Origin of the sequence: Micromonospora sp. NBC_00389, assembly GCF_036059255.1 — a bacterium.
In the GTDB taxonomy this organism is placed as follows: domain Bacteria; phylum Actinomycetota; class Actinomycetes; order Mycobacteriales; family Micromonosporaceae; genus Micromonospora.
In genome coordinates this window covers 3128651-3149598 of record NZ_CP107947.1, presented here as the reverse complement: position 1 = coordinate 3149598, position 20948 = coordinate 3128651, and the positions used below count along the sequence as shown (strand labels likewise).

Here is a 20948-nt window from a genome sequence, read left to right as displayed (position 1 = left end):
ACGGAGGCTCAGCCCGCCCCGCTGTGCTGCGGTGCGGGCTCGTTCGGCAGCCGGGACAGGGCGGTGGCGAGCAGTCCAGCGAGCTGGGCGACCTCGATCCCGCCAGCGCCCGACCGGCGGACCAGCAGCAGCACGAGATCCCCCCGCCGGCCGACGACCCGGTCCGGCCCTGCGTACGCCTCGTCACCCACCCCGGGCAGCGGGACACCCGTGCTCCGGCCGACGGTCAGGTTGAACCGGGCCATCGTCCCCCGGGTGACCTGGAGCGCGAGGACGGTCGCCCCGCTGCCGTCGACGAACGAGGCCAGTCCCCGTACCTGGCCGGTGCTCCCGGCCGGCCGCGCCAACGACACCCGTCGACCGGTCGCGGCGCCCACCTCCGCCGCGCTGAGCAGGCGGTCCGGCTGGACGGCGCCGTGGGTCGCGGTGGCGGGCAGGGCGCTGCCGGACGGCGGCTCGTCGTCGTCGTACGGATCGGGGTCGGGTGCGGCGCGCTGGACGGTCACCCCGAGCACCCGGCGGCTCCACGGCCGGACCCGTGCGGTGACCACGTCGCCGAGCCGGCACTCCCCCGCCACCTTCTCCGGAATGATCCAGGCGCGGAGCCGCTCGGCGTGACCGTCGTCGATGACGAGGTGGTGGTTGATCGGTCGGCCCGGCCCCTCGTCCGAACTCTGTCGCTGCCAGACCTGGTGCCAGAGCACCTCGCCGGTGACCGTGGCCGGGGCCACCAGGTCCAGGAGCGCCCGAAGGAGGAGGTACCCGGCGAGGCCGAGCAGCGCGAACCCGAGCAGGACGATGCCGAGCGTCACCGGGCCGAGGTCCGTGAGCCGCGTCCCGCCGGCCGACGAGCCGCCGGTCGAGCCGAGGAACGCCCCGCCGACCACCCGCGCGAACGTCCAGCCCAGCAGGCCGGCGATCAGCGCCCGGAAAACGACCCAGCCCAGCGCCTGGCCGTACCGGGGCAGCCCGCCGGGATAGCTGACGCTGACCCGGCGCCACCTGCCCCCGTACGACGACCAGAGCCGCCTCCGGTCGGCCATGCCCAGGTCGATCACCTGCGAGGCCGTGCGGGTCACCCCGAGCGCGGCGCCGTAGGGCAGGTAGCGGTCCCAGACCGTGACGGATGCGGGCGGCAGGTCGGCGAAGCTCTCGTGCCCGGCCAGCCAGGCGCGCAGCCCGAGCCAGTGTGCGGCGGCGGCCCGGCCGGCGGGGGTGTCCCGCTCCCCGAGGTCCCGGCCCGCGAGGCTGGCGAGCGCGGCGGTGGTGACGACGAACACGGCGACCGCGCCGAACGAGTCCCCGTCGGTGCGGGCCACGTAGTGCCAGGCGCCGGCCGCGGCGCCGGCGGCAGCCACCCCGCCGAGCAGGCCCAGCAGGACGACCAGCGGACGGGAGAACCGTGGGCGGGAGAGCCCGAGCCGATTGGCGTCGGCCACGACCGCCCGGCGCAGTCGCTTGGACCAGGCGGCGGCCTGGCCGCCGTCAGAGAAACTCAGCGCGGTCAGCGGCACCACCCCGTCCACTGCCCGCGCGGCCACCCGGTCGTAGACCTGCCGCTCGTACCGGTTGAGGTCGTCGGCGGCGCGGCCCGTCACGTGCACGGTGGTGTGACGGGGATCCGGGCCGGCCTGGCGCAGCTCCAGGTAGTGGCGCGCGGCGAGGTCGAGCAGGGTGGACTCGGCGGCGTCCACGGTGATCTGCCACCGGTTTGCCAGCAGGCTGACGATCGCCGGGGGCTCCTGGCCGGGGAGGTCCATGGTGGCGGGCGCCGGGGTGACGGCGGCGGGTCGCCTGGCCAGCCGGATGATCCCGTAGACCAGTGCCCAGAGGGCGAGACTCGCGACCGGCAGGCCGATCTCGACGATCGGGTCGGAGAATTCCATTGCGGCGGCTAGAACCGGACGGAGACGTCGGTGCGCTCCGGGCCGGTGGCCTCGAAGTACGACTCCGTCCGGAAGCCGCCCATACCGGCGATGACGTTGGTGGGCAGGGTCTGCACGGCGGTGTTGAGCGACTGGACGGCGCTGTTGTAGAACTGCCGCGCGTAGGCGATCTTGTCTTCGGTGGCGGTCAGCTCACGCTGCAGCTCGGCGAAGTTCTCACTCGCCCGCAGTTGCGGGTACGCCTCCGAGACGGCGAACAGCCGGCCGAGCGCCTCGGTCAACGCGCCCTCGGCGTCGACCCGGGCCTGGCCACCGCCCGCCACCGTCGTGGCCGCGACCCGGGCGGTGGTCACCGCCTCCAGAGTCGCCCGCTCGTGCCCGGCGTAGCCCTGCACCGTCGACACCAGGTTGGGGATCAGCGAGTGTCGTCGTCTGAGCTGGACGTCCACCTGCGCCCAGGACGCCTGGACCTGTGCCCGCAACCGGACGAGCCGGTTGTAGCCGCCGATCGCGACGACCAGCAGCACGACGACGAGCACCACCAGGACAGCTACCAGCACCAGTCCGAGGTTCATGGCACCTCACGTTCGGGTTGCTCCGCCGGCCCCGTCGCGACGGACGCTCCCATGATGATCGGTTCCTGGAGCCGGCAACTCCGCTCGGTCGCCGATGTGACCGTCCACTGTTCGGTCAGTCCCGACCGCGGCGGCCCGTGAACCGAAGCGGTCAGCGCGTCGCGGCGGCCACCCGGGTCAGCCGGTCGAGCAGGAAGACCTCGGTGCCGGCCAGGCCGGTGGAGCAGAAGACGGAGAGCTGGTCCGCGGTGGTGCGGCCGGGGACCGCGCCGGCGAGGATGCCACCCAGGTCGCGCAGCCGCCCGGCGTACGGGGGCGAGGCGGCGAGCATCGGCGGTTGGTAGTCCGCCGCCTGGGCCGGCGAGTCGGTGACCAGCAGGTCGGCGGCGTCCAGCAGGTCGGTGCCGAACTCGCTGCGGTCGCGTTGCTTGAAGCCGACCGCGTTGACGTGCGTGCCGGGGCTCAGGTCTGCGGCACAGAGCACCGGCGTCGGGCTGGTGGTGGCGAGCACCACCATGTCCCGCCCGGTCACCGCCGCACCGGGGTCGCCCACCGCACGAGCCGGGACGCCCAGCTCGGCGCGGACCCGGGCGGCGAAGGCGTCCCGCCGGGCGGCGGAGCGGCTGTGCACCACCACCTCGCGCAGCGGGCGGACCGCGGCTGCGGCCCAGACCTGGGTCCACGCCTGGCGGCCGGAGCCGATCACGCCGAGGGTGGCCGCGTCCGGCCGGGCCAGCGAGTCGACCGCGACGCCACCCAGCCCGCCGGTACGCCGGGAGCCCAGCTCCTCGCCGACCGCGACCGCTCGGATCGCCCCGGTCCGGGCGTCGTGCAACACCACCAGCTGCTCGCCCTCCGGGTGGCCGAAGGTGTCGTACGAGCGGAAGCCGTACCACTCGTCGACCAGGTGACCGGCGGTGAGCACCATCCGGCCACCGCCCAGCGGGGCGGTGGCCCGGGGCGGGGCGACGAGCCGCCCGTCGTACGCGGCCAGCAGGGCAGCGCGCATGGCGTCGACCGTGGTGGCGGCGTCCAGTACGGCGGCGACCTCGGGGTCGGCGTAGAGCAGGGTCATGACGGCCATACTGCAAGTTGAAGTGAGGTACAGGTCAACGTGGGGTGGCAGGGGTCACCAAGCCATCGGCAGACGCGCCAACCACATCGCCTCCGGCGGCGTCCGGTGCTAGCGTCGGTGCTGGTGGCCCGGTTCGTCCGTGGCCACTCCGGACGAGTGGTGGGCGTACCCGGTAAGGCCAAGACGCCCCGCGTGACGTGCAGACTCCACTCGTCCCGGCGCGACAGCCCGGGCGCTCCCCGTGAGGTGAATGATGGCCTGGCTGGTATTGGTGATCTCGGGACTGCTGGAGACGGCCTGGGCGATCGCCCTGGACCGCAGTGCCGGCTTCAGCCGACTGGTTCCGTCGCTGGTGTTCGTGGTGACCCTGGTGCTGAGCATGGGCGGGCTGGCGTACGCGCTGCGCGACATCCCGGTCGGCACCGGGTACGCGGTCTGGGTCGGCATCGGCGCGGTCGGCACCACCCTGGTCGGGATGCTGGCGCTCGGCGAGTCGGCGAGCCTGCCTCGGATCCTCTGCCTGCTGCTGGTGGTCGCCGGCGTGATCGGACTGAAGATCTTCCACTGACCTGCTGCAGCACGCGTGGCCTGCACCCACAGTGGGTAGTGATCGATCCGTCACGACAGGCTCTCAACCGGAGGCAGACATGGCCGACATGCCCAGCACCGCCCGCCCGCGCAGTAACGCCGCCCGGATCCTCACCATCGTGGGCTTCGTCTTCGCGGTGCTCGCCCTGTTGCTCAACCCGATCATCTTCGGCGTGCTCGGCGTGATCGCGGGCATCGTCGGCGCCGTGCTCGGCGACAAGCCACTCGGCTGGTACGCCGCCGCCGCCAGCGTCGTCGCGGCGGTGATCAGCCTGGTGATCATCTCCGCGCTGATCAACAACTGACTACTGCTCGGTCACGGGCCCGCCGGTCACCGGCGGGCCCGTCGCGTTTCCCCAGCCCGGTCGTGCCGTCGAGCTAGTGCGGTGTCCACTAACGTTCACCGGGTGTTCCGGTGGGATGTTGTGGATCCTCGCCTTGGAGGGCGAGCGACTCCCCACTGGGTGGTGGGGCGGGCCTCCGCAGGCCAACTGATCCTCTCGCTGCCCGGGCTGGGCGGCGGGGGTCACGCCGGGACCGGCCGGCGCCGGGGAGGTTCCGGCCGGCTCGACGGTGCGTGACCACCCCAGGCAGCACAGGAACGGCCGTCGTGGGGGTGGTGGGTCCGCCGCCCGGGGTGCGGGTGGCGATGCTGGCCGCCGCGACGAGATCGCGGTGCCCGGAGAATCGGCAGTGGGGGCAGGACAAGGTGCGCCCACGCGGTTTCGGTACCCGCCGCCGGCAGGCGGGGCAGGTCGAGGAGGTGCCGCGTTCGTCGACGAGCCGCACAGTGATCCCGGCGAGGGTGGCCTTGTCGGTGAGGACCTGAATCAACCGGCCGATCTGCCACTGCCGCAGCCGCAGGTTGTGCCGCCGCCCCGCCGCAATGTCGAGCACCCCGCGGGGGTCGCCGACGTGCAGCACCCCAACCCGCTGACCCACCGCCCAGGACACGACAGTGCGGGCGGCCTCATGCTGGGCCTGGCGGACCCGCCGTCGATGCCGTCCCTGCACCAGACGGGCCCGGCGGCGATACTGACGCCACCGCCGTGACCCCCGCTGGCCCGGTTTCGGTGCCCGCCGCGCCACCGCCCGGCGGCGGGCTTTGGTGTCGGCCAGGTGCATCCGGTGCTCCGCGCGGACCGCCCGCCCGGACACCAACAGCCCGGCACCGTCGGGCCCGGCCACCGCGTAGGGGTGGATGATGCCGAGGTCCACCCCGGCCACCCGACCCGGTTGCGGCCCCACCCCCGCTGGGTAGGTCGCGACCGGAATCTCGGCGGTCACGTCGAGGAACAACCGCCCGCCCTCAGACAGCAGCGTGATCGAGCGGACCTGCTCCACCGGATACGGCAGATCCCGGGCCAGGCGAACCCACAACGGGCAGGTGCCTCTCGCGCTGGGGATGCGTACCCGCCGCCCGTCAACCGTGAAGGTGCCGTGATACCAGCGCACCGGCACCAACCCCCGCCGGCGACGCGGAAACCGCGCCGAGTCGTCACCGGCCTTACGGCGCTTCGCCGCCGCGAACCAGGCATCGGAGAACCGGCGCAACACCGACCGGGCACCCGTACTGTCCAGCTCACCGAACGTGCCCGGCCCCGACGCCGCCAACTCCCGACACAACTCCTGATAGCCAGCCACCGGCGCATCCCCGCGGCGACGCCGCCACGCATTGACCTCCAACACACACGCCCACACATCACCACCCGAACGCAGCAAGCCGAAACACCGCCGCCGCTGCCCCGGCGTCACCCGCAACCCAACCCGAGCCGTGCGATACACGACCCGCGGCGCAGCGGAATCCCGACGGCGAGGCACAAACCGAACCCAACACCACCGGTACGACAACTTCCCAACCACTCACCAACCCGGCGAACGTTAGCGGCCACCTCACTAGCCGCTCAGTCCTCGTCGCCACGCAGGCCGGCGAGGACCTCCTCCAGCTCGTCCGGCTTGACCAGCACGTCGCGCGCCTTGGAACCCTCCGAGGGCCCGACCACGCCGCGGGTCTCCATCAGGTCCATCAGCCGGCCCGCCTTGGCGAAGCCGACCCGCAGCTTGCGCTGAAGCATCGAGGTGGAGCCGAACTGCGAGGTGACCACCAGCTCCACCGCCTGCACCAGCAGGTCGAGGTCGTCGCCGATGTCCTCCTCGACCTTCTTCTTGGTGTCCTGCGCGGGGGCGAGCACGTCCTTGCGGAACTCCGGCTCGCGCTGGTCCTTGCAGAACTTCACCACGTCGGCGATCTCGCGCTCGGTGACCCACGCGCCCTGGATCCGTACCGGCTTGGAGGCGCCCATCGGCAGGAAGAGCCCGTCACCGCGGCCGAGCAGCTTCTCCGCGCCCGGCTGGTCGAGGATGACCCGCGAGTCCGCGAGGGACGAGGTCGCGAACGCGAGCCGGGACGGCACGTTGGCCTTGATCAGACCGGTCACCACGTCGACCGAGGGCCGCTGGGTGGCCAACACCAGGTGGATGCCCGCGGCCCGGGCCAGCTGGGTGATCCGGACGACGGAGTCCTCCACGTCGCGCGGCGCCACCATCATCAGGTCGGCCAGCTCGTCCACGATCACCAGCAGGTACGGGTACGGGCGCATCTCCCGCTCGCTGCCCGGCGGGGCCTTGATCTCGCCGTTGCGCACCTTGCGGTTGAAGTCGTCGATGTGCCGGACCCCGTTGGCGGCGAGGTCGTCGTAGCGCATGTCCATCTCGCGGACGACCCAGTCCAGTGAGTCCGCCGCCTTCTTGGCGTTGGTCACGATCGGGGTGACCAGGTGCGGGATGCCCTCGTACCCGGTCATCTCGACCCGCTTCGGGTCGATCAGCAGCAGCCGCACCTCGTCCGGGGTGGCCCTGGTGAGTACGGACACCAGCAGTGTGTTCAGGCAACTGGAGTTGTGCGTGGGGATGCACGCACGACTGGCCAGGTACAGGTGGCTCGGACTGTCGACCTCGATGCATCGGACGGGAACCGAGGGGATCGGCCGCACGTCCACGATGTAGCGCCGCGAGGTCGTCGCGCGCGTACTGATCACCTGGCGGCTTGCTTTGCGGGTCAGCCGAAAGACCTTGTCAGCCGGGGTGAAGTGGATTCGATAGCAGGTGGAGGTCGACTCACTCCGACCCTTTACCCGCTTGGTCGTCAGCGTGGCCTGGTAACCGAGCCCGATGATCAACTCGAGAGCGTCCTGCGCCAGACGCTCATTGGTGAGTGCGAGCTCGACCCCGCCTTGCTCGGAGACCGTGCCATCGGTGTCCAGCAGACCTGCCAGCAGGGCTCGTCGCTGCTGCTCGGAAGATCGCAGATAGCTGGCAGGGATGTGTTTCGTACCGAGCTCGCGGAACAACTGCCGCAGCGTCCGGTACCGGTCACGGGGAGGATCTCCCGGCTCGAAGTGGCTCGGCGGCTGAAGCCTTTCCTGACCGCGGGCTGCCAGACACACCGCGGAAAGGCCGACCCCGAACTGCCTGGCCGCCCGAGCGAGGCTCACGCCCCGGGTGAATAGCTCCACAGCCTCGGCGATTCGCCCGTCCCGTTCCGGCCTGTTCGAGATCGTGTACTGCATCCGGCTGGCGGGATGCTTTGTCACGACGTACCCGTCCAAACGAATGTTGTCCAGCAACTCCTCTTCGTCGCACGTAAAGCCCGCCGAACCAGTGGTGCCATCACCCAGCCAGCAGCCCAAGGTGTACGGAGCGATCGGTAGATCCTGCTCTGGATAGTCGAGCGCTCCGCACACTGCCACCGCATGATTGGTCCAGGATCCGCTACGCCCGACCACCCGTAGCGAGGCTGCTATCTCTGCCGTCGTGACTGGTCGGTCGTCAAAGCTTCGCCTCCGACCTGACCGTCCCGGATCCGCGACAAGCTCGCGCAATGCCTGGTAGACCCGGTGACGGGAATAGGTAGGGACCCGGCGGGTCACCTCGCGACCACCCCGCAGGTAGGTGGTCAGAGCGTTTCCTGGCTCCTTGGGCAACCCACGCACGACCCGGTACAGCACGTTTCGGAACTGCTGGCCGACATCTGCGATGACCTCGTCAGTCGACACCGGCCGATCGAGATCCGACAGCACCGTGTCTGCCTGTGCGACCACCCGCTGCACATCATCGACGGACCAGTAGGAACCATCCTTCCAACGGTGGGTTCGCTGGGTCCGCCCGGCCCTCGTCGTCGTCTGCCACTGGTGCTGGGCGTCGGCGACGATGACCGTGCCGTCGGAAAACTCCACCTCGTAACAGGGGCGGTCATACATGACCGGTGTGGCGGCGACGATGGTGCACGGCCGGCCCTGCTCGTCGAACACCCTCCCACCAACCCGGAGGGCACCCATGGTGGACCATCCGTCAGGCGTCGGGATCGGTGTATCGAGGGCCAGCGCCTTGCCGGCACCCGTCGCACCGGCGATCAGGATGTGCGGCATCTTGGCGAGGTTGGCCACCACGTAGCCGCCCTCGATGTCCTTGCCGAGCGCCACCACCATCGGATGGTGGTCGCTGGTCGCCGCCCGCGAGCGCAGCACGTCGCCGAGCGCGACGTTTTCCGGGTCGGTGTTCGGGATCTCCACGCCGACCGCGCTCTTGCCCGGGATCGGGCTGAGGATCCGCACGTCCGGCGACTTCACGGCGTACGCGATGTTGCGGGAGAGCTGGGTGATCCGTTCGACCTTGACCCCGTGCCCCAACTCCACCTCGTACCGGGTGACCGTCGGGCCCCGGGTGAAGCCGGTGACCGCGGCGTCCACATCGAACTGGTCGAACACGCCGGTCAGCGCGGCGATCACCTCGTCGTTGGCCTTGCTGCGGGTCTTCGCGGCGGCACCGGCGCTGAGCATGTTGGCCGGCGGCAGGGTGTAGTCGCCGGCCAGCCCGGTCAGCGCGAGCTGCTCGGCCCGGGTCGGCGCGGGCGAGTGCTCCGGCGGCTCGGCCGGTTTGCGGCTCGCCGGCACCTTCCGCGCCGCCTTGCGCGGCAGGACCATCGTCTCCTGGAGGTCGACACCGTCCAGATCGTCGAAGTCGTCCGGGTCCACCGGCGGCGGCATCCGCTTCGCCGGTCGCTTGCGCGCCGACCGGGCGGCCGTCTCGTCCGCCTCCTCCGCGGTGGCGTCCGGCGGGGCGACCAGCCCACCGGCGAGCAGGCCCAGCCGCTCGGGGATCTTGTTGATCGGCGTCGCGGTCACCACGAGCAGGCCGAAGAGCAGCAGCAGGATCAGCAGCGGCACCGCGACCCAGGCGGTGACCGCCCGCTCCAGCAGCCCGCCGATGCCAGCGCCGACCAGGCCGCCGGCGAAGTCACGTTGCACCGGGTCGACCGGGTCCTGGCCGATCTGGAGCAGCGCGGCGGTGGACACCAGCAGCGAGCCCCAGCCGATCAGCCCTCGGCCCCGGTGCGCGGGATCGGCCGGCTGGCGCATCAGCCGCCAGGCACCGATCATCAGCAGCACCGGCACCACCACGGAGATCGCGCCCAGGAACAGCCGGATCGAGTCGGCCAGCCGCGCGCCCACCGGGCCCGCCCCGGAGAACCAGAGCGCGACGGCGCTGAGCAGGGCGAGCCCGAACAGCAGCAGCCCGCCGCCGTCGCGGCGGTGCTCGGGGTCGAGGTCACGGGCGGAGGCGGCCTGCCGACCGGCGGCCCGCACCGCCCAGCCCATTCCGTGCGCCAGCCCCATCCACAGTGCACCGACCGCGCGGCCGACGTAGACGGCCGGGCCCGGACGGGCGGGTGTCGTGCGGCGCCGGACCGGCGCCCGGGTCTTCTTCGCCGGTTGACGGGCACGGCTGTTGGAGCCACCGCGCGGCGACGCGCCGCGCCGTCGGCTCGCCTGAGAGGTACGGCCCGCCATAGAGTCACGGTAACGGTGGGGGCCCGCAGATCCCCGCTTTTCCGGGTCGTGTCCGCGCGTCGCAGCGTGGACACCGCCGCCGGTCGTGATATCCGCCTCAGAAGGGATGCCCGATGGCGTCGCCGGGATTCGAGGACGGTCCGGACGATCCCCTGGCCGGGCACCCGGGTGCGTTGCGCCCGCTGACCGGCGAGCTGGTCGCCGCGGTGCTCGCCGCCCGCGGCCGGCGGGTCGGTCGGTCGGTGAACGGCGACCTGGTGGGCCGCTTCGACGACAACCTGATCTGGTTCCTGCGTCTCGGCGGGGACGGCGAGCTGCTCCAGGTTCGCACCATGGTCGCGCCCACCTTCCCGATCGAGCAGGTGCCCGCGCTGTACGCCTTCTGCAACTCGTGGAACCACGACCGACTCTGGCCGAAGGCGTTCGTGCACGTCGACGATGACGGCCGGGCCCGGGTCTACGGCGAGGTGATCACCGACCTGGAGCGTGGGGTGACCCCACACCAGCTCGACCAGCTACTCGACTGTGGCATCTCGGCCGGCTGCCAGCTCGCCGTGGCGGTCGGCCGGTTGCCGGGCGCGGTGCCGGCGTGACCGGCCGGGAGGAGTCCACGGGCAGCCGGACCGACGGGGCGGTCGACCCCGGCGCGCCGCACGCCACTCCCCGTGACCGGGTCGCCGACCGTCGCGTTCCCGCGCTGGTGGCCGCGCTCGCCGACGCCCGGGACCTGCCCGACGGTCCGGGCCGGCTGGTGGCCCTGGAACGGCTCGCCGAGCGGGCAGACGCGGCCGGGGACGTGCGGTCCGGGGTGGACGCCCGGTTCGCGCTGATCGAGGCGTACCTGCTGCACGGGGAGCGGTGGCGGCTGGTGGAGCCGGTACGGCGCTGCCGGGCCGCCGCCGACCACCGTCCCGAGCTGCTCACCGACGCCGACGCCGGGCTGCTGCTGCGCTACCAGCGGTACGCGGTGGAGGCTCTGCTCGGCACCCCCCGGGTCGGGCTGGACCAGACCCGGTCCCTGCTGGACGATCTGGCCCACCGGGTCGGGGCGGACGGGCCCGACGCGCCGACCGTCGCGGAGCTGCGCACCCGGATCGCCGACCATCTCGGCGACGAGCCCACCGCCCGCCACTGGTACGGGCGCTGGGCGGGCATCCGCCCCGGACCGGCCGGCGGTTGCCCCGGCTGCGCTCCCGCCCGGCGTGCGGAGCTGCTGGCCGGTTGGGGCGAGTGGCGAGCCGCGCTCACCGAGTTGCGGGAGTCCCCCGGCGACCTGGAGGCCTGCACCGACCAGCCCGAGCGGGCACTGGTCGCCGGGCTGCTGCCCGCGCTACGGGCCGGCGAGCCGGAGCGGGCGGCGGCGGCGCACGTGCGGTCGTACCGCCGGCACCGGCGTGAGCGCGCCGCGTTCCCGCACCTCGCCGCGCACCTGCGGTTCTGTGCGCTGGGCGGGCACCTGGAACGCGGGCTGGCCATCCTGGCCGAGCAACTGCCCCGGCTGGACCGGCCCACCGACGACCTCGCCGCGATGGAGTTCGCCGCCGCTGGCGCGCTGGTCTGCGGGCTGGCCGTCGAGGCCGGGCTGGGCGGGCGGCCCGTCCAGCGCCCGGCGTACGGCGGGCGGGCGGCCACCGAGCTGGACGTGGCCATGCTCGGCGCGCTGCTGGTCGGGGTGGCCAGCGAACTGGCCGGCAGCTTCGACGCCCGCAACGGCACCGGCCACCACTCCGGTCGGATGGCCGCCTGGTTGGCCGAGCGCCCTCTCACGGCACCGGTCCCGCTGCCCACCGACGCCACCGACGCCGAGCACGTCGACGACGCCACCGACGACGGACGCTCCGACGAGTCCGACACGGACCCGGGTGGCGACGGTCGGGCCGACGCTGGCCAGCCCGGTGCCGGTCTGGGCGACCAGGAGCTGGTGGCGCTCACTCTCGATCTGATCACCTCGGTGCTGGACCGGCGCGGCGACCAGTACCTGGTGGACGAGGGCGGCACGGTGGTCGGCCGGTGGGGCGACGCGGTGATCCAGTTCCGCCAGGCCGGGGAGCGCAGCGAGGTGCTGCACACCCGGGCGATGGCCGTCCGCCGGCTGCCAGCGACCCGCCGCGCCGAGGCGTACGCCTTCTGCAACGCGTGGAACCACGACCGGCTGCTGCCCAAGGCGTACGCGCACGACCTCGGCGAGGAGCTGATGCTGGCCGGCGACGTCGCCACCAACCTGGCGCACGGGGTGGCCCCGGCACAGTTGCTGGTGCTGGTGGAAGCCGCGATAGCCACCGGCGTCGCGTACGCCGAGGCGGTCGCCGCGCTGCGCTGACCCGCATGCCGGGCCGACCCGCCGGTCGGCACCCCGGTCCGGTCCGTGCACGGCGACGCCCGCCGCACCTGGGGTGCGGCGGGCGTCGGAACGCGCGGTGTCAGACCTCGACGACGGTGGGCACGATCATCGGCCGACGACGGTACGCGTCGTTGACCCACCGCCCCACGGTCCGCCGGACGATCTGCTGGAGCTGGTGCGGGTCGGTGATGCCGTCCGCGGCGGCCCGGTTGAGCGCCTCGGTGACCAGCGGGATCACCGGGTTGAACGCCGCCGGGTCCTCGGAGAAGCCCTTCGCGGACAGGGTCGGGCCGGCGACCACCTTGCCGGTGACCGAGTCGACGACCACGGTGGTGGCGATGAAACCGCCGTCGCCGAGTATCCGCCGCTCGGTGAGCAGCGACTCACTCACGTCACCGACCGCGAGGCCGTCGACGTAGACGTACCGGCTCTTCACGTGCCCCACCAGGGTGGCCCGGCCCTCGACGAGGTCGACCACGTCGCCGTCCTCGCAGATCACGACCCGGTCGGCGGCCACCCCGGACTCGATGCCCAGCCGGGCGTGGGCGCGCAGGTGACGCCACTCGCCGTGCACCGGCATCAGGTTGCTGGGCCGGACCACGTTGAGCAGGTAGAGCAGCTCCCCGGCCGGGGCGTGCCCGGAGACGTGCACCTTCGCCACGTCCTTGTGCACGACCACCGCGCCGGCCCGGGCCAGCCGGTTGATCACCCGGTAGACCGAGGTCTCGTTGCCCGGCACCAGCGAGCTGGCCAGCACGACGGTGTCGCCGGGCGCGATGGTGATGTGCCGATGGTCCCCGCTGGCCATCCGGCCCAGCGCGCTCATCGGCTCACCCTGCGATCCGGTGGACATCAGCACGATCTGATCGGGCGGCAGCGTGGTCGCCTCCTCGATCCCGACGACCAGGCCGGCCGGGATGTTGAGCAGGCCGAGGTCGCGGGCGATGCCCATGTTGCGGACCATGGACCGCCCGATCAGCGCGACCTTGCGGTTGTGCTCCGCAGCGGAGTCGAAGACCTGCTGCACCCGGTGCACGTGCGAGGCGAACGAGGCCACGATGATCCGGCCCTTGGCCTTCGCGAAGATCGAGTCGAGCACCGGCCCGATCTCCCGCTCCGGGGTGACGAAGCCGGGGATCTCCGCGTTGGTGGAGTCGGACAGCAGCAGGTCGACGCCCTCGGCGCCGAGCCGGGCGAAGCCGGCCAGGTCGGTGATCCGGCCGTCCAGCGGGAGCTGGTCCATCTTGAAGTCGCCGGTGTGCAGTACCAGGCCGGCGGGGGTGCGGATGGCCACGGCGAGCGCGTCCGGGATCGAGTGGTTGACCGCGAAGAACTCGCACTCGAACGGGCCAAGCCGCTCCCGGCCGCCCTCCCGCACGGTCAGCGTGTACGGCTGGATCCGCCGCTCGGCCAGCTTCGCCTCGACCAGGGCGAGGGTGAACTGTGAGCCGACCAGCGGGATGTCCGGCTTGTGGGCGAGCAGGTAGGGCACCGCGCCGATGTGGTCCTCGTGGCCGTGGGTCAGCACGATCGCCTGGACGTCAGCCAGCCGGTCCAGGATCGGACCGAAGTCGGGCAGGATCAGATCCACGCCCGGCTGCTCGACGTCGGGGAAGAGCACCCCGCAGTCGACGATCAGCAACTTGCCGTCGTACTCGAAGACGGTCATGTTGCGACCGATGGCGCCAAGCCCGCCGAGCGGGATGATCCGCAGGCCACCTTCCGGCAGCGGCGGGGGCAGTTCCGCCTCGATGTGCGCCTCGGTCACGCGTCCACCTCATTCTGCGACGCCGTCAGTCGGCGCCCATCGTGTCGTTCGATCATTCGGGCAGCTCCAGGCCCGCCGCCGCGAAGTCCGCGCGCAGCTGGGCTATCTCGTCGTCGGTGGCATCCACCAGCGGGGGTCGCACCGGGCCGGCCGGCAGGCCCAACGCCGCCAGGCCCGCCTTTACCAGGATGGTGCCCTGGGTGCGGAAGATGCCGGTGAACAGCGGCAGCAGCCGCCGGTGCAGCGCCAGCGCGGCCGGCATGTCCCCCGCGTCGTACGCCTCGATCATCTGTGCGGTCAGCGCCCCGGTGAAGTGCGTCGAGGTGCCGACCACGCCCACGCTGCCGACGGCCAGCGCCGGCAGGGTGAGTGCGTCCTCGCCGCTGTAGAAGGCGAGGGCGGTCCGGCTGGTCACCCAGCTGGTGGCGGTCAGGTCGCCCTTGGCGTCCTTGACCGCGACGATCCGGCCGTGCTCGGCGAGCCGGACCAGCGTCTCGGTGTCGATCGGCACACCGGAGCGGTGTGGGATGTCGTACAGCATCACCGGCAGGCCGGTGGCGTCGGCCACCGCGGTGAAGTGCCGCAGCAGACCGCTCTGCGGCGGCTTGTTGTAGTACGGGGTGACCACCAGCAGGCCGTGCGCGCCCGCCTTCTCGGCGGCGGAGGCCAGCTCGATGGTGTGCCGGGTGTCGTTGGTGCCGACCCCGGCGACCACCTTGGCGCGGTCACCGACGGCCTCCACCACGGCCCGGATCAGGCGTTCCTTTTCCGCATCGGTGGTGGTCGGCGACTCACCGGTGGTGCCGTTGACCACCAGCGCGTCGTTGCCCTGTTCATCGACCAGGTGGCTCGCCAGCCGGACGACGCCGTCGAGGTCGAGCGAGCCGTCGGGAGTGAACGGGCTCACCATGGCTGTGAGCAGCCGCCCGAAGGGGCGGGACACCGGCCGGCCGGCCGCGTCAGGGTGGTCGTGCGTCATACCCTCCAACCTAGCGGACGACCAGTCGGCACCCGCCGGGGAAGGGCTCAGGACGCCTCGTGCGGGCTGGCCGCCACCTCGGTGCCGTCCGGCAGCGTGGAGAACACGAAGTCGGCGAAGACATTCGGTGCGACCGCCAGCAACTGGCGCAGGCACTCCACGGCCAGCTCACGGATCTCCACGTCGGCGTGCTCGGTGGCCCGCATCGAGATGAAGTGCCGCCAGGCCCGGTAGTTGCCGGTGACCACGATCCGGGTCTCGGTGGCGTTCGGCAGCACGGCGCGGGCCGCCTGCCGGGCCTGCTTGCGACGCAGCGTCGGGTTCGGCTCGTCGGAGAAGCGCTGCTCCAGCCCCTCCAGCAGTTCGTTGTACGCCCGCACGCTCGCCTCGGCGGCCTCGACGAAGCGCTTGTGCAGCTCCGGGTCGTCGGCGATCACCGCCGGCTCGACCATGGCCGCGTCCCGCTCCGGAACGTACCGCTGGGAGAGCTGGGAGTACGAGAAGTGCCGGTGCCGGATCAACTCATGGGTGAAGGAGCGGGACACCCCGGTGAAGTAGAAGGTGACCGAGCCGTGCTCCAGCACCGAGAGGTGCCCGACCTCGAGGATGTGCGCGAGGTAGCCGGCGTTGGTGGCGGTCGCCGGGTTCGGCTTCTTCCACGACTGGTAGCAGGCCCGGCCGGCGAACTCGGCGAGCGCCTGGCCACCCTCCGCGTCGGTCGACCACGGCACGTCGTCCGGGGCCGCGAACTGGGTCCACGCGATCAACTTGACCTGGGGCTGCACCATCTCCGGCATGCCTGGGACTGTAATGGTCGCCGGCCCCGCACCCAACTCGGGCTCGCGGTGGCGAAACCGCCCAGCCGCCGCCAAATCACCGACACGTCCCGGCCCATCGGGCCCGCAGGTGTCCAAGATCTCGACGATCGGGACCTACGGCCCGCCCGCCCCGGCCGGGTCCCGCACCGCCTGTCGAGCTGCCCCAGATATGGGACGCGGCGCAGCCCTGGACCGGCAGATCACCGCGACACGACAGCGACCTCGACGCTCACCCAAGCGGCCCAACGGTCCCGGCCGCCTGTCGAACTGCCCCAAATATGGGACGCAGCACGACCCTGAACCGGCAGATCACCGCGACACGACAGCGACCTCGACGCCCACCCAAGCGGCCCGACAGTCCCCCGCAGCCTGTCGAGCTGCCCCAAATATGGGACGTGGCACGGCGCTCGACCGGCGGATCACCGTGACACGAGTGGGACGTGGCACGGCGCCCGACCGGCAGATCACCGCGACACGAGGTCGGTCTCGCGCTCACCCAAGCGGCGCGATCGCCTGGCGGCGGCTCAGCCAGAGCGCACGGCGACCGGTCAGCCAGAGCGCACGGCGGCGGGTCACCTACGACGCGGCGCGACCGCCCCATATCTGGGGCAGCTCGACAGGCACGACAAGGGGCCTGGCGGGCCCAGGCGGAGACACCGCCAGCGATGGCGGGTCAGACGTAGAACGCGGTGAACGGAGCCCAGGGCAGGTTGCGCAGCACCGAGAAGGCGAGCCACGCGGCCAGGAAGCCACCGATGACCTTGGAGCTGATCCGCAGCTCGGGCAGCCGCCAGCCGAACGCCTGGTTGCCCGCCCAGGCCACGAAGAGGTACGCCAGGAACGGCAGCGCGAAGATGAACAGGAAGTGGTGCCGGGCAGCGGCCGGCAGGTCGCCGTGCAGCACGTACCAGAGCGCGCGGGTGCCGCCGCAGCCCGGACAGTCCAGCCCTGTCGTCAGCTTGAGCAGGCAGGTCGGCGCGGCGTCGGGGTCGGCGTAGGTCGGGTCGCTGACCAGTGCGTAAGCCATGCCGACGGCGACGCAGCCGACCGCGGCCAGCGGCACCGCCCAGCGCGGCGAGCGCTCGTAGAGCCGCAGCACGAACCGGGTGAGCCGGTCCGGCTCGGTGACCGGGTAGCCGCCCTGTGGGCTCGCCGGCCAGCCATCCTGCGGGCTTGTCGGGTAGCCGCCCTGTGGGCTCGCCGGCCAGCCATCCTGCGGGCTTGTCGGGTAGCCGCCCTGTGGGCTCGCCGGCCAGCCGGCGGGGCCGGTGTCGGCAGCGCCGGCCGGGAACCCGCCCGGCGGCTCGGCGGTGACCGCCACGGTCGGCGACCCCGGCTGGCCGTCCGGCCAGGCCGGGACCGTCCCGGGCGCGGGCTGCGGTTGGTCGACCGGTCCGGGAGCGCTCGTCACGCGCTCACGGTACACCGGACACGCCGGCCAACGCGGCGGTGAGCGGACCGGCCAGGTCGCCGGCCGCGGGCGGCGCCACCGCGTCCAACCCGAGCCAGCCGGCGAGCCGGTACAGCTCGGCGGCGAGCGCCACCGCGGTCTCCCCCGGGTCGGCCCCGGGCTCGATCCACGCGGCCGGCACCAGCAGCACCCTGGCCTTGCGGTCGGCCTTCAGGTCGACCCGCGCGGTGAACCGATCGCCTTGGAGGAAGGGCAGCACGTAGTAGCCGTACACCCGCTGCGGCGCCGGGACGTAGATCTCGATCCGGTAGCTGAAGTCGAAGAGCCGTTCGGCGCGGCTGCGCTCCCAGATCAGCGGGTCGAACGGGCTGACCAGTGTGTTGCCCCGGACCCAGCGCGGCAGCCGGGCGCTCGCGTGCAGCCAGGTCGGCTGCCGCCAGCCCGGCACGGTGACCGGCACCAGCTCACCGGCCTCGGCCAGCTCCGCGACGGCCTGCCGGGCACCGGCCAGTGGCAACCGGAAGTAGTCGCGCAGCTCCGGCTCGGCGGCCACCCCGAGCGACCGCGCGGCGAGGGCGACCAGGGTCCGGTACGCCTCGGCGTCGGTCGGGGTGGACGCGGCCAGCACGGCCGGCGGCAGCACCCGCTCGGGCAGGTCGTAGCGGCGGGCGAAGGAGGTGCTGCGCTCTGCGGCGGTCACCTCACCGGCCCAGAACAGGAACTCCAGCGCCCGTTTCACCGCCGACCAGTTCCACCCCCAGTTGCCGGTCTCCCGGGGTGCGTCGTGTTCGATCTCGGCGGCGGTCAGCGGACCACGGGCGGCCACCTCGTCGCGCACCCAGGCCACCAGCTCCGGCTGCTCCTGGGCGATCCGTCGCATGCCACCCCAGGACTCGCTGTGCGCCCGGGCCATCCGCCAGCGCAGCGTCGGGTGCAGCCCGACCGGGACCAGCGACGCCTCGTGGCCCCAGTATTCGAAGAGCTCGCGGGGGCGGCGGTAGGCGGCCTGGTCGAGCAGGGTGGTCGGATAGGGCCCGAGCCGGCTGTACAGCGGCAGGTAGTGCGCGCGTTGCAGCACGTTGACCGAGTCCATCTGGATCAGCCCGACCCGGTCGAGCACCCTGCGCAGATGCCGGCGGGTGGGCAACCCGGCCGGGGCCGGGTCGGCGAAGCCCTGGGCGGCGAGCGCCACCCGCCGGGCCTGGGCAAGCGAGAGTGATTCCGGTGCGGCCATCGTCGGGGACCCTAATTCATTGGTACGACGCCGGTGCGGGAAGCTGGACGGGACGGCTACCGGGGCATAGAACGGTGCAATGCTGACCATCCGCCGGGAGGAACCGGACGACGCCGAGGCGGTCGCCCGGGTACACGTGCACGGCTGGCAGGCGGGCTACGCCGGGTTCATGCCGGACGAGGTGCTCGGGCGGCTCAACGTGCTGGCCTGGGCGCAGCGCCGACGCGACATCGGCACCGCCGACCCGGAGCATCCGTTCACCACCCTGCTCGGCGAGGTGGACGGGCTGGTGGTCGGCTTCACCACCTTCGGGCCGTACCGCCGCAACCAGGACCGGGACGACCTGGACCCGGCGGTCGGCGAGGTGCTGGCGCTCTACGTGGAGCCGGCCTTTTGGGGCGACGGGACCGCCGCCGCGCTGCTGGCCGCCGCCCGAGCCGGGCTCACCGAGCGGGGCTGGACCGGCTACCGGCTGTGGGTACTGGCGGAGAACCTGCGGGCCCGCCGGTTCTGTGAACGGGCCGGACTGTCAGCGGACGGTGAGCGGTCGACCTACCACGTGCCGCTCGCCGGTGGGAGCCCGCCGGTCGGACTGGTCGAGCTGCGGTACGCCGGACGTCTCGACGGCTGACCCGCCCGGGGTCAGCCACCGGCGCACCGGCAGGAAGGCCAGCAACGCCAGGCTGATCCAGACGTACGCGTTGCTGCCCACGAAGCCGTCGACGCCGGTGAAGTCCTTCTCCCAGAACCAGACGGTCCGGCTGATCAGCAGCACGTACCCGACGGTCGCGGCGGCCAGCAGGGTCCGGCGGCGGCCACCGGCCGGAGCGGCCATCGCGTTGTCGACCAGCAGGATCAGCGCGGGCAGCAGCCAGACCAGGTGGTGCACCCAGGTGACCGGGCTGACCAGGCACATCACCGCGCCGGTCAGCGCCAGGCCGGTCGCCTCGTCGCCGGCCGCGACGGCGACCCGGGACCGCCAGGCCCAGAACGTCAGGGTGCCGAGCACCAGCAGCAGCCAGAGCAGGGTGCTCGGGTGCTCCGGGTTGAGCCGGGCGACCACCCCGCGCAGCGACTGGTTGGAGACGAATGCCAACTCGCCCACCCGACCGGTGTTCCACAGCGCTTCGGTCCAGAACTCGCGGGAGGCGTCCGGGAAGAGCGCGCCGGCCAGCAGCGAAACCCCGGCGGCCGCGCCGCTGGCGGTGAGCGCCGCCCGCCAGCGCCCGGTGACCAGCAGGTAGACGATGAAGATGCCCGGGGTCAGCTTGATCGCGGTGGCCAGCCCGATGCCCACCCCGGCCCACCGGTTGCCGGCCGGCAGCAGCCGCAGCAGATCCACCGCCACCAGAAAGAGCAGCAGCGTGTTGACCTGGCCGAAGTTGACCGTCTCCCGCATCGGCTCGAACGCGGCAGCCAGGCAGAGCGCCACAGCGAGGGCGAACCACCCGGTCCAGCCGGCCCGACGGGCGATCGGGTCGACCAGCCACCAGATCAGCACCGTGGTGGTGACCACGCTGGCGAGCACGCTCACCACGATCGCGGCCGACCACGGCAGGTACGCCATCGGCAGCATGACCAGCGCCGCGAACGGCGGGTAGGTGAAGCCGTACTGGGTGCCGGGCTTGAGGTAGTCGTAGATCTCCCCACCGTCGTGCACCCACCACGTCAGCGCGCCGTAGTAGACCTTCAGGTCGAAGAAGCCGTGCCGCACGGCCGCGACGGCGAGGAACGCGGTGACCGCTGCGGCGAGCACCACCACGCCGACGACCTGCGCGGCCGTCCTGTTGGCACCCTGCGCCACCGTCGCCTCCCTGGCCCTGCGTAGGCTTCCGTCCCATGGCTCTCGGCTACGTCCGCCCGGCGCGTCCTGAGGACGCCGGCGAGATCGCACGCATCCAGCTCGCGACCTGGCGGGTCGCGTACCGCCGGATCCTGCCTCGGCACGTGCTCGACAACCTGGACGAGGCGTTCCTCGCCCGGCGGTGGAGCGCCGCGGTGCTGGAGCCGCCCTCGGGCGCACACCGGGTGCTGGTCGCCGTCGAACAGGCCGAGCAATCGTATCTGGTGGGGTTCGCCGCCTCCGGCCCGGCCGACGCCGAGGCGCTGGCCCCGGGCGAGCCGGCCGACGCGCTCGGCCCGGACGTGGCTGCGGTGACCGACCTGCTGGTCGAGCCGCGCTGGGGTCGGCGTGGGCATGGCAGCCGGCTGCTCGCCGCCACCGTCGACCTGTGGCGGGAAGACGGCCTGAGCCGGGCGGTGGCCTGGGCGTTCGAAGGCGACGAGGCGACCCGGAACTTCCTCACCAGCACCGGTTGGGAGCCCGACGGCTCGGCCCGGGCGCTGGACGTCGACGACATGCTGGTGCCCCAGGTGCGCCTGCACGTGGGCGTTCCGCCCGAGAAGGTGCCAGCGGACGACTGA

At 72.5% G+C, this 20948-nt stretch carries 17 protein-coding genes, 1 pseudogene and 1 riboswitch; of the genes and pseudogenes, 6 read left to right on the top strand and 12 right to left on the bottom strand.

Annotated features, from left to right (window positions below; all coding sequences use genetic code 11):
* Positions 1-8: 8 nt before the first annotated feature.
* From OG470_RS14965 to OG470_RS14955, 3 genes are all read right to left on the bottom strand, one after another.
* Entirely contained in the window at positions 9-1886 is a 1878-nt protein-coding gene (locus tag OG470_RS14965; protein WP_328424696.1) for a DUF2207 family protein, read from the bottom strand.
* Between the two features lie 8 nt (positions 1887-1894).
* Positions 1895-2461, bottom strand: coding sequence for a LemA family protein (locus tag OG470_RS14960; protein ID WP_328424694.1), 567 nt, complete (start codon positions 2459-2461; stop codon positions 1895-1897).
* Positions 2462-2612: 151 nt separating this feature from the next.
* Positions 2613-3536, bottom strand: a complete 924-nt coding sequence (locus OG470_RS14955; RefSeq protein ID WP_328426366.1) for an ornithine cyclodeaminase family protein — start codon at positions 3534-3536, stop codon at positions 2613-2615.
* Positions 3537-3661: 125 nt separating this feature from the next.
* A riboswitch (guanidine-III (ykkC-III) riboswitch) is annotated at positions 3662-3729 on the top strand.
* A 60-nt stretch (positions 3730-3789) separates the two neighbouring features.
* On the opposite strand from OG470_RS14955, the gene sugE reads away from it, so the two are divergent.
* Both sugE and OG470_RS14945 read left to right on the top strand, forming a co-directional pair.
* A complete protein-coding gene (sugE, locus tag OG470_RS14950) occupies positions 3790-4104 on the top strand; it encodes a quaternary ammonium compound efflux SMR transporter SugE (protein WP_328424692.1) in 315 nt (104 codons plus the stop codon).
* 79 nt (positions 4105-4183) lie between these two features.
* Positions 4184-4429, top strand: coding sequence for a hypothetical protein (locus tag OG470_RS14945; RefSeq protein ID WP_328424690.1), 246 nt, complete (start codon positions 4184-4186; stop codon positions 4427-4429).
* An 88-nt stretch (positions 4430-4517) separates the two neighbouring features.
* On the opposite strand, the gene OG470_RS14940 is transcribed toward OG470_RS14945, so the two are convergent.
* From OG470_RS14940 to OG470_RS14930, 3 genes and pseudogenes are all read right to left on the bottom strand, one after another.
* Positions 4518-5768, bottom strand: a complete 1251-nt coding sequence (locus OG470_RS14940) for an RNA-guided endonuclease InsQ/TnpB family protein (protein ID WP_328424689.1) — start codon at positions 5766-5768, stop codon at positions 4518-4520.
* A gap of 260 nt (positions 5769-6028) precedes the next feature.
* Entirely contained in the window at positions 6029-8383 is a 2355-nt protein-coding gene (locus tag OG470_RS14935) for an FtsK/SpoIIIE domain-containing protein (RefSeq protein ID WP_442931195.1), read from the bottom strand.
* Between the two features lie 108 nt (positions 8384-8491).
* Positions 8492-9973, bottom strand: a pseudogene (locus tag OG470_RS14930) (DNA translocase FtsK 4TM domain-containing protein); the annotation flags it as partial.
* 113 nt (positions 9974-10086) lie between these two features.
* On the opposite strand from OG470_RS14930, the gene OG470_RS14925 reads away from it, so the two are divergent.
* Positions 10087-10566: a YbjN domain-containing protein gene (locus OG470_RS14925; RefSeq protein WP_328424687.1), complete on the top strand. Its 480-nt coding sequence runs from the start codon at positions 10087-10089 to the stop codon at positions 10564-10566.
* Entirely contained in the window at positions 10563-12293 is a 1731-nt protein-coding gene (locus OG470_RS14920) for a YbjN domain-containing protein (protein WP_442931126.1), read from the top strand. The genes OG470_RS14925 and OG470_RS14920 overlap by 4 nt, the downstream gene beginning before the upstream one ends.
* Positions 12294-12393: 100 nt before the next feature.
* Here OG470_RS14920 and OG470_RS14915 read toward each other — a convergent pair whose 3' ends face one another.
* The 5 genes from OG470_RS14915 to OG470_RS14895 form a co-directional block, all read right to left on the bottom strand.
* Entirely contained in the window at positions 12394-14082 is a 1689-nt protein-coding gene (locus tag OG470_RS14915; RefSeq protein WP_328424685.1) for a ribonuclease J, read from the bottom strand.
* A gap of 52 nt (positions 14083-14134) precedes the next feature.
* Complete coding sequence (gene dapA / locus OG470_RS14910) at positions 14135-15061, bottom strand: 4-hydroxy-tetrahydrodipicolinate synthase (protein WP_328424683.1); 927 nt, start codon at positions 15059-15061, stop codon at positions 14135-14137.
* 47 nt (positions 15062-15108) lie between these two features.
* A complete protein-coding gene (gene thyX, locus OG470_RS14905) occupies positions 15109-15849 on the bottom strand; it encodes an FAD-dependent thymidylate synthase (protein WP_328426360.1) in 741 nt (246 codons plus the stop codon).
* A gap of 703 nt (positions 15850-16552) precedes the next feature.
* Positions 16553-17200 carry a DUF2752 domain-containing protein gene (locus OG470_RS14900; protein ID WP_328426358.1) on the bottom strand — a complete coding sequence of 216 codons (648 nt, stop codon included), beginning with the start codon at positions 17198-17200 and terminating at the stop codon, positions 16553-16555.
* A 94-nt stretch (positions 17201-17294) separates the two neighbouring features.
* Complete coding sequence (locus OG470_RS14895; protein ID WP_328424681.1) at positions 17295-18524, bottom strand: winged helix-turn-helix domain-containing protein; 1230 nt, start codon at positions 18522-18524, stop codon at positions 17295-17297.
* A gap of 79 nt (positions 18525-18603) precedes the next feature.
* Here OG470_RS14895 and OG470_RS14890 point away from each other — a divergent pair, with 79 nt between their 5' ends.
* Positions 18604-19155, top strand: coding sequence for a GNAT family N-acetyltransferase (locus OG470_RS14890; RefSeq protein WP_328424679.1), 552 nt, complete (start codon positions 18604-18606; stop codon positions 19153-19155).
* On the opposite strand, the gene OG470_RS14885 is transcribed toward OG470_RS14890, so the two are convergent.
* Positions 19054-20328 (bottom strand): glycosyltransferase 87 family protein, encoded by a 1275-nt coding sequence (locus OG470_RS14885; protein WP_328424677.1) that lies wholly within the window; start codon positions 20326-20328, stop codon positions 19054-19056. The genes OG470_RS14890 and OG470_RS14885 overlap by 102 nt on opposite strands.
* A 35-nt stretch (positions 20329-20363) precedes the next feature.
* On the opposite strand from OG470_RS14885, the gene OG470_RS14880 reads away from it, so the two are divergent.
* Positions 20364-20948, top strand: coding sequence for a GNAT family N-acetyltransferase (locus OG470_RS14880; RefSeq protein ID WP_328424675.1), 585 nt, complete (start codon positions 20364-20366; stop codon positions 20946-20948).